Source organism: Sphingobacterium detergens, assembly GCF_003610355.1.
GTDB classification, from domain to species: Bacteria; Bacteroidota; Bacteroidia; order Sphingobacteriales; family Sphingobacteriaceae; genus Sphingobacterium; species Sphingobacterium detergens.
In genome coordinates this window covers 271,345-288,007 of the sequence record NZ_RAPY01000002.1, presented here as the reverse complement: position 1 = coordinate 288,007, position 16,663 = coordinate 271,345, and the positions used below count along the sequence as shown (strand labels likewise).

General features: G+C 40.8%; 7 protein-coding genes. 1 reads left to right on the top strand and 6 read right to left on the bottom strand.

Annotated elements, in window-relative coordinates:
* Positions 1-5 precede the first annotated feature (5 nt).
* From DFQ12_RS13270 to DFQ12_RS13245, 6 genes are all read right to left on the bottom strand, one after another.
* Positions 6-3,113 (bottom strand): SusC/RagA family TonB-linked outer membrane protein, encoded by a 3,108-nt coding sequence (locus tag DFQ12_RS13270; RefSeq protein ID WP_208642547.1) that lies wholly within the window; start codon positions 3,111-3,113, stop codon positions 6-8.
* A gap of 263 nt (positions 3,114-3,376) precedes the next feature.
* On the bottom strand, positions 3,377-4,102 hold the full coding sequence (locus DFQ12_RS13265) for a LytR/AlgR family response regulator transcription factor (RefSeq protein ID WP_120259545.1): 726 nt from the start codon (positions 4,100-4,102) through the stop codon (positions 3,377-3,379).
* A gap of 76 nt (positions 4,103-4,178) precedes the next feature.
* Positions 4,179-5,498: a RagB/SusD family nutrient uptake outer membrane protein gene (locus tag DFQ12_RS13260; protein WP_120259544.1), complete on the bottom strand. Its 1,320-nt coding sequence runs from the start codon at positions 5,496-5,498 to the stop codon at positions 4,179-4,181.
* Between the two features lie 20 nt (positions 5,499-5,518).
* Positions 5,519-8,857, bottom strand: coding sequence for a SusC/RagA family TonB-linked outer membrane protein (locus DFQ12_RS13255; protein ID WP_120259543.1), 3,339 nt, complete (start codon positions 8,855-8,857; stop codon positions 5,519-5,521).
* Positions 8,858-8,891: 34 nt separating this feature from the next.
* The gene (locus tag DFQ12_RS13250) at positions 8,892-11,495 is read right to left on the bottom strand and encodes a zinc-dependent metalloprotease (protein WP_120259542.1); all 2,604 of its coding nucleotides are present in this window, start codon (positions 11,493-11,495) and stop codon (positions 8,892-8,894) included.
* Positions 11,496-11,805: 310 nt separating this feature from the next.
* A complete protein-coding gene (locus DFQ12_RS13245; RefSeq protein ID WP_120259541.1) occupies positions 11,806-13,155 on the bottom strand; it encodes a sensor histidine kinase in 1,350 nt (449 codons plus the stop codon).
* A 178-nt stretch (positions 13,156-13,333) separates the two neighbouring features.
* Between DFQ12_RS13245 and DFQ12_RS13240 the strand changes: the two genes are divergently transcribed.
* Entirely contained in the window at positions 13,334-16,504 is a 3,171-nt protein-coding gene (locus tag DFQ12_RS13240; RefSeq protein WP_120259540.1) for an AsmA family protein, read from the top strand.
* Positions 16,505-16,663: the final 159 nt, after the last annotated feature.

The window sequence follows — 16,663 nt, the reverse complement described above, 5'->3', positions numbered from 1 at the left end:
CTGATTTAAAACACAAGCTGTATACCACCAGAGATTGTACGCATCGCCGGATAGCGGAAATATGTATTACCATTTACAGTCTGCTCGGGATCCATACCTTTGTGACCATAAAATGTCAAAAGATTTTCGGCAGTGGCAAAAACTCGTATTTTATCGATATTAATCCGCTTCAATAAAGCTCCGGGGAGACTGTAACCGAAGCTTACGTTTTTAAGGCGTGCATAGGTTCCGCTATATAAAAAGCGCGTGGATGCCGAAGTCCAGTTTGTGGCATCGGTCGTTAATTTAGGGACATCTGTTTGTGTATTTTCCGGCGTCCAATGATTCAATATCTCTTTCGACCAGGCACGACCGGCATTATTACCATTATGCATCAATTGAATGTAGTCATTATCCAATATTTGTCCTCCAAGGCTAAAGCTCAATAACGCAGACAGATCAAAATTTTTGTAGGTAAAGCTATTCTGAAGACCTCCTACAATATCAGGGAGTGAGCTCCCTGCAACAAAGCTTCCCGCATCGCTATATTTAGAAGTTTTCTCGCCGGTATTATGACCATCTTTATCAGCGAGATACCATTGTGGCAATCCGTTTTCAGGGTTCACACCAGCCCATTCAGGCATATAAAAATCAAAGACGCTCCCTCCTACACGAAGAATTTTGGTACCACTGATAATTGGCTTTGTATTATCCGGAAGCGACGTAATTTTATTTTTATAATGGGAGAAATTGAGATCCAGATTCCATCTAAAATTATCATTTTTAACAGGAATCGTATGGATATCCACATCTATACCGGTATTTTTCACCGCACCTATATTCGCGTCATACCCAACATATCCTGTGGACGGAGCCATCGGCATCGTAAACAGTAAATCCTTACTTCTCCTGTCAAAATATTCCACTGTCAACGAAACCCGGTCTTGGAAAGCCGAAACATCCACGCCAACATTTAAGTTCAGATTAGTCTCCCATTTCAGATCCGGCGTCGCCAGCCTCCCTGTATACGTTCCCCCTTTACCAAGACTATTGGCAATCGTATAGAGTCCTTGATAGGCGAAATAAGTCCCCAGATTATCGTTCCCTTGACCACCATAACTCGCACGGAGAGTCAATTGATTAATTGTGCCGTTATCTTTTAAGAAGTCTTCTTGTTTCAATTTCCACGATCCCCCGACGGACCAAAATGTTCCCCACCGCTTCTCTGGGCTAAATCTAGACGAGCCATCTGTCCGTAATGAACCAGAGAAGTAATATTTGTTATCGTAATTATATTCTAAACGACCTAGAAAACTCAATAGTTTATAATCAACACTTGAACCGGTAAAACCATCCAGTTGCGAAGCCGCAATTGGTTCATAAAATCCCGGCAATACAAAATAACTACGGTTACCGCTAATGTTGCTACTATTAAACGCATAATATTCCTGTCCAGCCAATACATTAAGGTGATGTAAGCCAAACTGTTTCTCATAGGTCAATATGTTATTCCAGGTTTGTCCTACTGTCCGTACACTTGATCGTCCCACAGAACCGAATGTTTCAGCACTAAATCCATATAAAGGATTCGCATAATCATGTGTATTAGAATTGATATAATCTAGGCTATAAGTAGATTTCAATTTCAGATTCTTTGTTAACAAAGCCTCTAAATATGCCCTTGCTGAAATATTTTCCCTACGGATATCGTTCTTATCTAATGGCAAAGTGGCTGCTAAATTATTACGTGGCGAGGCAGCACTTGGTCTATATGCCCCAAAATCATACACTCTTTTTCCATTCTCTTCCACATAAGACCCATCATCTTTACGTTCATAATAGGGATAAAAAGAAGGAACCAATCGAGAAAAGTTAATTATATTCGCTGTATTACTGTCTTCGGATTGTGGGTACTTCTGAAACGTGCTACTCCCCGCTATATTGACACCGGCGTTCAACCAAGATTTGACTTTGCTATCGATATTCGCGCGCAAATTATACCGTTTAAATCCAGACTCAATAGCCATCCCTTGGTCATTAAGGTATCCCCCCGAAATATAATAGGTATTTTTCTCACCGCCACCACTAAAACTTAAATCACCTTGTGTGCGCACACCAGTCCGTTGCAATACGTCTTTCCAAGGATCATCCCAAAGCGCTTTGGCTCCCGGAACTAGTTTCCCATCTACCCCTACCGGTTGCGGAAAGTTGCTACCATAGGGATTTTTTTTCAGATCGACCAGTAAAGTCCTGCTTGCATTTGTCGCAGCCTGTGAAGCACTCAAACCATTGCTCAAATTTTTATTTCGCAAGGCCTCCCAATACAATTGGAAGTATTCGTCTGTTGTCACTTGCTCATAATCACTAACTGCCCGGCCTGAATACCCCTGTGTGAAATTGAGGTTAATTTTTGTGTCACCCGAAGTTTTACCGGATTTAGTCGTAATAATAATCACACCATTTGCTCCCCGTGAACCATAGAGTGCACTGGAGGCCGCATCCTTCAATACCGATATAGACTGAACGTCATTTGGGTTAATAGAACTGATATCCCCCGCATAAGGATTGCCATCCAATACGATTAATGGAGAACTTGATGCGTTGATGGAACCAATTCCACGAATACGAATTGTCGCATCCGTCCCTGGCTGACCAGATGAAGCAACAGATTGTAGACCGGGAACTTGACCTTCCAATGCCTTGGAGATACTGGAAACCTGTCTGTTCTCAATCGCTTTACTACTCACGGTACTCACTGAACCAGTAATATTAGATCTTTTAGATGTACCATAAGCCACCACCACGACTTCATCCAGGTCTGTACTTGATGGTTTCAAAGCCAAAGAGATAGTACCTCCGGTGGCTCTCAGTTGCTGCGACTCGTAACCTATAAAAGAAAACTCCAGGAACGGGTCATCTTTACCAGTGGTACTGATCGCAAACTCCCCCTTAGCGTTCGTCAGTGTAGATTTATTTTGATCAGATACACGCACACTTACGCCAGGAAGTGCCTGCCCAGTATTGGCATCGGTCACCTTCCCCTGAATGGAACGTTGCTGTGCATACAGTTTATTCATATTGGCACTAGACAACGCTAATGCTACAATAGGAATGTATTTGAATGTTGAGTGCATATTAAGGATATTTAATAAATGAGTTAAGTATAATAAATATATAGAAAATAAATAAATTAAATGTAATTATTTTACCAAAAAACATGGCGAAACATAGTGTGTTTAAAAATCTACTAAATTGATAGATTTTATCAGATCGCAAATATAATACAATCTATACTAATTTACTATACATTTTTTATAAAAAAATAAATTACTAAAAATCAAACAATTACAGAAACAACTCAGGACAACAAGCTGATGGTAAGCAAGCTAACAAATTATTATTGATCTAGCCAGCGCTGAAAATTTGGGGAACGCTCTTCGCTAACAATTACTTCAATTCCCTTTGGAGTTTGGGGAATTAGTTCCAATTTAATTCTATTCCGACTTATTTTTAACATAGACTGAATGGAATCAATACGAACAAGAAATTTTCTATTAATTTGAAAAAAAACGAATGGATCTACCTGAGTCACCAAGTGGACTAGACTATCTTCAATAATATAGGCTACACCTGACTCTTTTTCCACCGCATACAGTTCTTTATCTTCTGCCATAAAGTAGGCAATATCGGCAATCGCCAGGGACTTTAAAAAGTTACCATACTTCACCAGAAAGCGTTGCTTTAGACGCAACTCAGCTTTGGGTAATAGTGGCTCAATACGTTTCATGATCTGCGCTAGCTCCTCTGCATCGAAAGGTTTTAACAGATAGGCATAACCTTGATTTTGAAAGGCTTCCAATGCATATTGTTCATAGGCAGTTGTAAAAATAAGCGGCACATCAATCGATACCTGTTTAAATATTTCAAAACTCAGTCCATCCATCAGATGGATATCCATAAAGATCAGGTCAAAATGATGTTTATTGATGGTCTTCACCGCTTCCTGGATCTCCTTTGTATTGGTAAATGTCAATGTGCTGTCCCCATAAAGGTCTGTCAACATCTCCTTTAAGCCTACAAAAGCCCAGTCTTCGTCTTCGACAATCAATATATTCCATCCCATGGGTTGAATGTAATAAAAAATCCATTTCCTAAGAAAGAAAATGGATTAATATATAAAGGATTTAAAAAAATTGACCTTATTTTAATAGATCTGGATTATTATTGATCGCTTCCTGTGGATAACGGATCACATAACGCGGATCGTTTTGCTGCAAGGTCACTGTTCTACCAAAACTCGCATGTGTTATTGCAGGTCTTGTTGTACGTTTTAAATCGTACCAACGCAAACCTTCGAGCGCTAATTCACGTTTACGTTCAAGTAATACAGCATCCAGCAATTGTTCTTTGGGCAAATTTGCATCAGCTTTGACTTGCTGTGTATAGGCATCAGCTGTAAATCTGTTTTTCTTCAATGCGGACAGATATTTTAGCGCTTCCGCCGTATTTCCTAAACGCACATTGCATTCTGCAATTGTCAGATAAAGATCCGCATTTCTAAAGCTGACATTAAAGCGATTTTCTCCGCCTTTAAGAGATACATAGTCGCCACCACTTTTTTGGAAGTAACGTCCCTTTCTCAGATCACCCTCTGGATAACTCGCCAATAGTGCTGATGAAATAAAAGAACTGGTACGTACCCCCGGAACAGATACTTTCTCCAACGCCATAATGATTTCGGCAGACTCAAAATCATTGGGTAATAAACTTCCTCCAACATTGAGATCTACCAACTTATCATTTATTTTCAAAGCTTGTTTTGCCGCATCTATTGCTGCCTGCCATTCTCCACGATACAAGCGAACACGTGATGCCATTGCGTAAGCCCCGCGCTTGCTAAAGCGGTAATTTACGCCTTTGGCCTGATCGTCTACCGTAAGCAATGCCGTCCCCTTCTCCATATCTGATAGCACCTGCGTATACGAGTCACCTATGGTTGCCGGAACAAAACGTTGTTCCAGGTCGATTTTGGTCGACAACGGAACTCCACGCAAGCCTACATTGCCTGGCGAATAAACCTCACTATAGCAATTCAGTAGCTCAAAATGCGCATAGGCACGCATCAGGTAAGCTTCACCTTTGATCTGATCTACATTTGCACTGCTTCCCAGTTTCTCATCGATCGTACTGATGATCTGATTGGCATAGAAGATACTATTGTAAAATGCCAAATAGGGATAGGCAATCGTTGTCGGATCGGGATTTTGATCATTCCATAGGTAGATATCCTTAGTTCTTGCTGCATCTGTTGAACTTTCGTCCAAAATCAATTCGTCGGTACGCAGAGACAGGTAGGACTTATGTGCTGGAAAACCAAGGTAGCTACTTGTCATCAGACCCCTGAAATCACTTTCAGAAGCAGGAATAACTGTCCCTACAGGTTGTATATCTAAGTATTTATCACAGGAAGCCAATGCACCAGCTGTCATGATCATTCCAAAATAAACTATCTTCTTCATTTTATAATCAATTTAAAGAATTAAAAACTTGCCGAAAGACCAAAAGCAAAAGATTTGCTAATCGGTTGGGCATAATAGTCACCATAGGTTTCTGGATCAAAATATCCATCGTAATTCGCTCCGAAAACAAACAGGTTCCGTCCTTCTACATTCACACGTAGATTGCTTGCCCCGATCTTCTTACTTAGTGCCGCTGGTAATGTATATCCCAGACGAATGCTATTAATACGGACATAACTCATTTTCTTGGCCCAGATATCATACTGATTAAATGAATTGATTGGGTCATTGCTTTCCATCCAGCCATAGGCCATCCAACGCTCATTTAATTCCGAACTGATACTTCCCAATGCCGGCAACGCTTTATTTCCTTGCAAAGCCATCAACAGATCTTTGGTATAATTCTGTCCACGGTCTACTTTTGCAGGATTGTATGTTGGTGTACGGCTTACCCAACGCTCTAAATTAAACACAGCTGAAATCGCCAGGTCGAAATTCGCATAGCGGAAACGATTAGTCATACCGCCAATAAACTTCGGATCCTTACTACCTTTATATTTAAATTTTGAACGATATTCTGCAGCAGTCATGTCTGTTTGCGAAGTATACCCTGGTAAAAAATCTGCCCAAGGATCATATAAACCATAGAAATCCTCGAAACTCGAAACCGATCCATCTAGATTTCTAAATTGCATTACACCATCTTTATCCAATCCAGCGGTTTCCAGAACATATAAACCATTAATCGGACGGCCTTCCTGCGTCTCTGGCGCATAGGCTTTCGGGTTATTCACGACTTTCAATAATTTATTGTTATTGTGTGCAATATTAAAATCCGTAGACCAGGAGAATTTTTCTGTCTGGATCTGGCGACTCGATATTGTCAACTCCACGCCCTGATTTCGGGCAGACGCCCAGTTGACCTGCACATTCTGAAAGCCATTTTCCAACGGTAATGCACTGTAGCTGATTAAATCCGTGCTCTTTCGGTTGTAATAGTCAACTGTAATATTCAGTCTATTTTTCCATAAGCCCAAGTCAATCCCCGCATTGTAAGATTGCGTGCGTTCCCAGCGTAATTTATCATTTGCGGGCATATCCACAACCACAGTCCCTTCTGTACTTCCCGGAAGAAGATTTGTATTACCATATTTTCCAACAATGAAAGGATAAGTATTCCGATCCACATTTCCTTGAATACCATAAGAAGCACGTACACGGAGATCAGACAAAGCTGTTTTACCTTTGATAAACTCTTCCTCCAGCACATTCCAGGATCCAGATAATGACCAGATCGGCAAGAATCGATATTGCGGATCTACGCCAAACATATTTGATCCGTCATACCGGATACTACCATACACGTTATACTTACGATCCAATGTATAGGTTGCATTTCCGTAGAATGAAGCATACGAATTCTCGATGAACCCCTTGCTATACTGACGAAATCGTGGATCATTTTGATAATTACTATTTGGAAAATCAATATTCTGTGTGGTCAAAGTCGCTGGATTATATCCAAAGCCTTTGGTAGTCACAATCTTATTCGTACTACGTCTTAACTCCGTTCCTCCCATGACTTCCAGCTCGTGTCTATCCTGCCAGCTTTTAGTATACTTGAGGTACGTTTTCCAGTTGTACTGGAAAATACTGTTATGCGTATTTTCAATCGTTCCTCCTGTTGGTAAGAAGTATTTATATGTTTTGCTCGCAGTATCATAATACCGTGTTGCTGCACGGAATTTGCGGGTATTATAGCTTTCTTGATCTGCAAATTTTTCTGTGCCATTTTCGTCAAACTGCAGTCCGAATTCAGTACGCAATGATAATTGTGGTACAATTGCATATTCCAGATAACTGATAGCCTTAAGCGCCTTATTGGTCAGGGAATATTTCGTATTTTCACGTTCCTCTATCGCATTGAATGGAATATAGGTATCTTTTTCAAAGCCCTCAATATCCGGATCATAGTTATACTTGCCAGACTGGTCATAAACAGATAGATAAGGATTTACCGAACGGACATAGTAACTTGGATTGGTGAAAGCATCCCTATCCTGTATCGGGTTCTGTCTGTTCGATACCGACCCCAAGAGATTAATCCCTGCTTTAAACCGATCGTTGATATTGAAATCATTATTTAGCGTCAATGAATAACGACGTAGATCGACAGCTTTTGTTGCTCCTTTTTCATCATAAAATCCACTTGACAAATAATAACGATGTCCATCATTTCCACCAGAAATCGAAGCCGAGTACTGTTGATTGAGTGCTTGACGATAGAGTTCTTTTCCCCAGTCCGTTTGCTGCGTACGTAGCTGATTTATGGATTGCTGTACATCCGGAGATAATGCAGCCAATCCACCGGAGCGGTAAGCATCCAAGGCATTCGCATTACTCAATATGCGCATAATAGCTCCTTTATCTGAGCGGTAATTTAAGTCGGTACGATTAGCCATCAATAGCTCAAAATCCACTTTTTCATTGGCGTTCATCATATCGAGCTGCGCATAGTCGGGACGTTCGGTCACAAAGGTATTCGCTGAGACCTGCAATTTCGCCGGGCCTGATTTACCTCTTTTTGTTGTGATCACAATAACGCCGTTAGCAGCACGTGCACCATAAATCGAAGTTGCTGCCGCATCTTTTAATACCGTGATATCTGCAATATCATCCGGATTGATTCCTGCGATTGGAAGATTATTCAGACTATTCAGGTTATCCTTATCAATCCGATTCGGCAATTCTGTTCCTTCTATAGGTAATCCATCAATAACCCACAATGGATCCTGTGTACCATTGAGTGATACTGTACCGCGGATACGGATCTGTGGTGCACTATTTGGACCACCATTAAAATTGCTCAACTGTAAACCTGCTACCTGACCAGCAAGCATTTCATCAATAGATGCAACGCCTGTCTGTTTGATATCAGCTACATTGATTTTATTATATGCTGTTGTATTTTTACGTTTTTTAATGTCGGTATACCCTGTTACGATTACTTCATCCAGTGATTCACCACTCGGTTGTAGCAAAATCGTTCTGTGATCCTGAAATACTGGAACCTGAATACGTTGGTATCCCACATAACTAATGGTGACGTATTTTAAGTTTCCTGGAACTTTTAGGCGAAATTCGCCCGAAGCGTCAGTCAATGATCCCAATGCAGATTGTTGTACCTGATTGGGTACGCCAATGTCTTCCGCTACTGCCGAACTTTCGACAACAACCGTCGCCCCCACGACTGGCTTTAATGTGACCGCATCCAGTACCTTTCCTTTCAGCTCCTTGGATTCCTGTGCATGCGCCATTTGCACACACATAAAGGTCAGCGGTATTAAAAACTTATTCATTTTGGTAGATGTTGATATAATAGATGTTAATATATTAGTTCAATTCCAGTGTATTTGCAATACGCAATTGCAGATCCATATAATGTGCCTTTGTTGTGGCATCTCCTGTCCGTTGTTTCTGTTTCAACAATTGGTAAATCTCATACAGTTCAGCACGTTTATAGGTCAGCATATCCGATGTACGGATCATTCCTGTGACATGTACATTACGTAAACCTGTTTGAGCAGAAGCTGCATGATGCGGATGCAAGCACAGATTAGGTTGAGTTCCCTCAATCAATTGTTCGACACCAGCTAATTTCTTGGCATTTAATTTCTCCATGGACTTATTCGTAGAGACCATCAGTACATCTACGTAATTCTGTTGCAACATGCGTGTTTTAAGATCCAATGCCTGCCCACTGACCGTTTTTGCGAAGATCTCTTTGCGTACCGAGGCTAAAAATGCAGGTGCACTCCATGCCTTCTTGTCGCCAAAGAGGTTTTCCATTTCTACCATGCGCAATAGACGCTCATCGTTGACCAATTTGTAGAGCATGGCATACTGAAATTCGCGCTGCAGATTATAAGGTGCATATTCAAACGGTCCCATAGGTGAATCTCTTAAAGGGAAAGTTTTCGCCATCAACTCCGGAACAAATAACCACTCCGGCATATAGAACACATTTTTCTTTAAATATTCCAGTGCAGCTACCTGTTTCTCCTTAGGTACTGGGCTATACGCATTTTTTTGGTCGCCCAAAACAGCATTTTCAAGATAAATACCACCGATATTATTGAGCACATGGTCAGCGTAAGCATACCATTGACCAACGACGCCCATATATAATTTACCGGCACGATAATAGTCATCCCCCGTATTCGTGGTCCAGTTGATGATATTTGGCATCATGCGACGTAAATTTTTCATCCCATATTCACCGGCTTTCATTGCATCGTCACCAAGATCTTCGGACTGTGCCCGCGGGTCGACAATATTTTTGGAATCTTGTTGTTCACCGTAATGATATATCGGGTCATGCACATGGGCATCAATTTCTTTGCGCAACAACGGTATTTCATCCCAAGGCTGCGGCTTGCCATACCAACGGTAAGCCCATCCGATAGCATATTTGTCATAAGTTCCGATCACGGGTGTAATCTGTTCAACACCATCTTCAGGCTGTGCCACGTAGTTGAAGCGCGCATAATCCATAATCGATGGTGCCGTACCGCCCATTTTTGCGGTAAAGCTTTTACTACGAAGTGAATCTACCGGAAAACTTGCCGACGAACCCATATTGTGCATTAACCCTAAGGTATGTCCAATCTCATGTGAAGAAACAAAACGAATGGCATGGGCCATTTTTTCATCCGAGAATACATTCGATCGCACCGAAGTATCGACGATACCTGTTTGTATCCGCATCCAGCTATTTAGGATCGTCATCACGTTATGCCACCAGATAACATCCGCCTCCAAAATTTCTCCGGAGCGTGGATCCACTACAGATGGCCCCATCGCATTGGCCTGCGCTGACGCTGCGTATACAATAGACGATACATTTGCATCATCTGGATCAAATTTAATACTATCCGGTTGCTGTTTTGCCAAAATCGCATTCTTAAAACCGGCCGCCTCAAAGGCTTCTTGCCAATCGTGAACCCCATCAATGATGGCTTGTCGCCATTGTTTTGGTGTGGCCGGATCCAGATAAAAAACAATAGGTTTCTTTGGTTCTACCAATTCACCTTTCAAGTAACGAGCTTTGTCCTCATCTTTCGGTTCAAGCCTCCAGCGGTTAACCAGATTTTTTTTATCCAGCTCCTGTTGTTTATCGTTAAAGTACCAACGTGGTGATGTAAAAAAGCCAATACGGGGATCCGCAAAACGCGCCACCATCGGCGTTTCAGGCAGTTCATAAAGGTTACTTGTAACCTCTAATGAAACCGGCACCGATTCATTTCCTTCCGTTACTTTTGTCGACAGGACCGATTTAACAACAATATTATTGGAATACGACTTAATTTCTTCGATCGTGGATATACTGGTTTTAGGAGAAGTACCTAAGCCCAAAGAAGTGAAAACATCCGTAAAGCTCTTTTCCGATCCGTCAAACACTTTATTGACTTTGATCACCACAGCACTGGAGTCTTTTGAATAACTTTCGACTTTAAATGATTCGATGTAAGAAGGACGATAATTATCGTAGACCGATGCGGCAATCGCATCAGCTTTAGGCACTTCTACCTGAGGTTTAATCTCCGAAACCCATACTTCTTTCTTCTCTTTGCGCAGGGTAAATCGAATGACCTTATTTTCATAATTCATTCCCTTATTTACACCAGCTTCATTCAACGCCAATGGAACGGAAGACAATTTTTGGATCAGGAGAATATCCTGTCCCATTTTTTTCAATGGAATTTCAAAGTAATAATTATTTTCCTTTCGGATCACACCAAACATACCGCTATCCACGCGCGCGTCTTTAAACAGTTTGTCATAGGCAATCGTCGTATCTTTCTTGGCGGTAGAATCTTTCGCAGAGGTAACAGTCTCTTTTTTTCGTAAACCTACAGTTTGCAATACAGAACAAGATTGCATGAGGCCTGCCGAAAACAAGAGGCTAAGGGCTAGCTTGGTATAAGTGTTGTTCATTTAGAATAATTATTTCTGAGTGCTGTTTTTCAATAGCATACATGCATTTGTTGCACCCGGTTTGTTTTTCAATGGCATTGTAGTGATCATCTACTCCTGATAGCTCTCTTATCAAGCGCTATTGAGCTGAAGATCATTTCATCCGAATAAGATTAGGTTAATCTTGCAATTAAATTCCTAGATCAGAAGCCAAATTTGTTAAAAATATTGTACAGAATCACCACGAAAGGGACGAGCCCGTATTTCTAACGTATGAACACGCGCATCGAAACTATGAACACGTGCTCAACAGACTTATCTTTACGCTATTTTAATGATCTAGCAAGGGTAAGTTGACAAAAAAGCGACCTTCTTCTGTTCCAAAGTCAAAACCATCCAACGTATAGTGGGCATACATAGATACCAAGTAATTAAGCCCATATCCTTCACCTTCCACCTCTGTCCCCTGTCGTGGCTGCCAATTGTTGCTTACTTTGATGATATTGGCGTCTGATAGATAAATAATATGGATCTCAAGTGGATTTTCCGTCGAAATCCGTGTATGTTTGATCGCATTTTCCACCAGCATCTGCAAGGCCAACCGTGGTAGCTTCGCTCCCATCACATTCATTGGAATGGAGATCTCCATATCCTTCAACGCTGTTCCAAAACGCACCTGCTGCAAAAAGAAATAAGCTTTTGCCAGTTCCAGTTCTTCTTGTAGCGAAGACCAGTCCGACTCGTCCGTACGCAGCATTTTACGATAGACCTTGGTCATCTTGCCAACGAATGACTTGGCCAGATCATTATCCTTACCGATCAGATATTGAAGTGAACCAAACGTATTAAACAAAAAATGTGGATTGATCTGTTGCCGCAATTGAACCAGACGCATCTGCGTATATTCATTTTCCTGCTGCAAAGCCATTAATTTGAGTTGCTGAATTTTGCGCCGCTCAAGCACATTAAAATAGATAAGTGCTATTGCTACAAGCATCAAACCAACTCCAAGTAAAATACTATAAGTCATCACCTCCTGGACTTCCTCCTCAATAGTCAACAACAAGACGCTTACCCGAATTTCACCACCCACAAAAATAATGGGACAGGGGTAGGAAGTAACCATCACATCCAACTTTAGGTAATCCGACTTGACGATCTTTCCCTGTGTAATAATATCACTATCCTTCGGGCGGCCCCATTTTCGGCTTTCAGGTGAAACAATGCAGATCCCTTTATCGCTATATATTTCAAAATAAGCTCTTCTTCCAAAATAGAGATTGGCGAAATAAGCATTTAATTTTTCAATATCGACATAGACATGGTATAAGCGATGTTGTATTGTACGCGTTTTAAGCAGTATCCACATCTTATTATCGACACGATCCAAGTGACTGGCCGGAACGAGGATAAGTAGGGAATCACGGCGGATATCCCCCGATGGTACGGCATCAACCAATCTTTTCTCAGACGTGTATAGCTCCTGTTGTAACAATTCCAGCTGCTTATTCACCAGCAACATGTTTTCATCGGCAAAATCTACCAATATTCTTTTATTCAGTCGATCTATTTTATGGTGGATAATACCGAGCAGTCCCCCACCTATCAACAGCAACAAAAGCAAACAGAAAATGAGTATGGTACTGTTTTTCTGTTCCGCATTTTTAAATCGAAAATTCACCCTGCAAAAATACAGGAAAATTTTCGAGCAATACAAAACTACCTGATAAGAAAGGACTTTGCCCACTCATTTGTCAATAAAAAACCACATATTTCTTTAGTAGTATCAAAATAAATCAGTCAATCAATGGACTTTAGCAATAATTTTCGGACTTTTGTAGCCACAAAAAAACAACACTGTGTCAAAAGCAACATTTCTAAAGCTTGCCAAACGAATCTCTATCGGGTTAGTAAGCTTCATAGCACTATTCATTCTTTGTATATTATCCATTCCCTACGTCTTCGAAAAAGAAGTAAACGACAAAGTTAAGTCGCTAGCAAACGAGCATATCAATGGGGAGCTCAACTATACAAAGGTCAGATTGACCTTCTTTGATCAATTCCCGCTATTGACTGCGTCAATGGATGATGTGTTGTTAAAGGGTTCTGAGCCATTCAAAAAAGACACCCTGCTTGCAGCCAAACAGGTAAGCTTTGGGATTGACCTCATGAGCCTACTCAAATCAAAAATCATTATTGACAAGTTTATCGTTAACCAGGGGAAGATCAATATTCTGGTTGATTCCTTAGGTAACGCCAACTACAACATATACAAGTCTACACCAACGGATTCCACAAAGACAAAAGATAATTCCGAGAGTAGCGCATTGGCCTTTCAACTGATTAAATTTGAAAAGACCAATCTGCATTACGAAGACCAATCTATTCCACTGTGGATTGATGCAAAAGATCTGGACTACGAGGGTAAAGGTGATCTGATGTCGAATATCTTTGATTTGAATACCAGAGCCAAGATTGCTGCTTTTTCTTTTTCTTTTGACAATGAACTCTATGTCGACAAAAAATCAATTGATGCCAACTTATTGACACGCATCAATACCGATAATTTATCATTCATATTCGAACGAAACGACATAAAAATAAACCAGCTACCGGTACGGTTTCGAGGATTATTATCTTTTATATCGCACGGTTACCACCTGGACTTCAAGTTAAAATCCCAGGAGAGTACCCTGAGTGAATTGCTGTCATTGGTTCCCAATAGTTACGCATCATGGATAAAAGATCTATCCGTCAAAGGCACTTCCGAAGTTTTTGTAAATTTAATCGGTGATTATATTGTTGACAATAATGAGATGCCCGATTTATCTCTGGGACTGACCATCAACAACGGATATATGGCTTATAAACAATCCAATAATCCATTGACAGACTGGAATGCAAAATTAAAGATTGATCTTCCGGCATTAAATCCCGACTCGCTCCGGATTGACCTGAAACAATTTGACTTTAAAGTCGCATCAGGTTACTTCAACGCAAAAGGACAAATCGCAGGACTGCATCCAGTGACTGTACATGCGGATATGAAAAGCGACCTCGACCTGGGCATATTATATTCTTCACTACAATTCCCAGGTTTCTCTTTTGGCGGACGATGGAATCTTGATGCAAAAATCAACGGAACCTATGCCAAAGCAACCCGCAAAGTTGGTCTTCAAAAACGCGAGCAGGAGTATATCGCTTCCATACCGACATTTGATATCAAAAACACCCTCACAGACGGCCATTTCAAACTAGCTGATCTCCCAAAAGGACTTGACAAGATCGCTTATCGTCTCGAAGCAAAAGATCCGGATGGCAAAATGAAAAGCGCATCCATTTCTATTCACGATATCTCGATTCAAGCACTCAGCAATTATATTAAAGGTTATGTTTCCATAACAGATTTCAATAAAATTGCGGTACAGTCTGATCTCAAAGCCTTATTCAATTTGGCTGATATCAAAAGCTTCTACCCGATCAAAGATATCGAACTGGCAGGGCTGATCGATGTAAACCTCAATGCAAAAGGTTATGTCGATCTTAAACGGAATATTTTTCCGGAAACCAATACTTCCATTGTGATGAAAGATGGGTTTATCAAATCCAAGGAGTATCCTATTCCCATGGAAAATATACATGTTGAAGCCTTCGTGAATAGCGAGAAGGGATCTTTACGTGATTTGAGCATCAAGATACTACCCGTTTCATTTACCTTCGCGGGGGAACCATTTTTCCTAAATGCAGATCTGCGCAATTTCAATAACATCAACTATAGCATTCAATCTAAAGGAAAACTCAATCTCGGTCCTATCTATAAGTTTTTTGCTTTGGACGGAACCAATGTTGATGGCTTTATCCATACAGATTTCAGTCTCAAAGGTCTTCAGAGCGATGCCACCAGCGGCCGTTATGCCAGACTCCATAATAGTGGACGCATCAACATCGGCAAGATCCAAGTACAGACAGATCTACTCCCTCAACCTATTGCAATCAAAAGTGGTGACTTTAGCTTCCATCAGGAGAAAATGAACTTTGACAGATTTCTGGTCAACTACGGCAGAAATTCGATCTCCGTAAAAGGTTACATGAATAATATCATCAATTATCTGACAAATAGCAACGCCGCTTTACAAGGACAGTTCACACTCAACAGTAAAAAAATCACCGTTGATGATTTCATGGTTTTCGCGGATAATCCTTCAGCAGCACCCTCTTCTTCTGAGACAGGTGTGGTCCTTTTGCCCAAAAATCTTGATGTTCAGGTGCTAGGTTTGGTCAACAATGTTTCTTACAACAGCATGAACATCAGAGATTTCAAGGGAGATCTACAGATCAAAGAAGGCAAACTGGCGCTCAACAATACCACTTTTGAACTAGCGGGATTAAAAGCAGCTATGAATGGAAATTATAGACCAATAAATCCCCGCAGAGCTGCATTCGACTACGCCGTAAAAGCAGACAGCTTTGATATTCAACGTGCCTATAAAGAAATACCAATGTTTAGAGAGATGGTGACTGCTGCCAAAAACGCACATGGCCTTGTATCACTGGATTATAAATTAGGCGGTTTATTAAATGGTAATATGCAGCCTGTCATGCCTTCCATAGTCGGTGAGGGTAGCCTGACCTTGAACCAGATTAAATTCAGAGGTTTCAAATTATTGAATGGCATTAGCGAATCCACCTCAAAAGAAAAATTGAAAGACGGTGAAGTGAAAAAAGTGGTCATCAAATCGCATATCAAGAACAATGTCATGACCATCCAACGTACCAAAATGAAGATGATGGGATTCAGACCACGATTTGAAGGCCAGGTTACACTTGATGGACGGATGAATCTCGGGTTCAGACTTGGACTGCCACCATTTGGAATCTTCGGAATCCCGATGCGCATCACTGGTACCGCTGATAATTTTCAACTTAAAATGGGAAAATACAAAGAGGAGGATCTCGACATGGACATGGACGATGAGGATAGCAAAGTATACAAAGAATCCCAAAAAGAAAAAACAGAGGCTGCAAAATAAGTTGCGCTTTGGATAAATATAGCCCCCTATCACTGATCTTGTTTAATGGGATAATATCAGTGATAGGGGGCTACTCATTTACAGCAGGTTGGAATACTAAAACCCATAAAATAAAGACTATAAACAAAAAGACAACAAACGTAATACAGATTTAATATT

Bases quoted from the DNA above. Each gene is read 5' to 3' on its own strand.
- DFQ12_RS13270 (WP_208642547.1), bottom strand. From the start codon at position 3,113: ATGCACTCAACATTCAAATACATTCCTATTGTAGCATTAGCGTTGTCT.
- DFQ12_RS13265 (WP_120259545.1), bottom strand. From the start codon at position 4,102: ATGGGATGGAATATATTGATTGTCGAAGACGAAGACTGGGCTTTTGTA.
- DFQ12_RS13260 (WP_120259544.1), bottom strand. From the start codon at position 5,498: ATGAAGAAGATAGTTTATTTTGGAATGATCATGACAGCTGGTGCATTG.
- DFQ12_RS13255 (WP_120259543.1), bottom strand. From the start codon at position 8,857: ATGAATAAGTTTTTAATACCGCTGACCTTTATGTGTGTGCAAATGGCG.
- DFQ12_RS13250 (WP_120259542.1), bottom strand. From the start codon at position 11,495: ATGAACAACACTTATACCAAGCTAGCCCTTAGCCTCTTGTTTTCGGCA.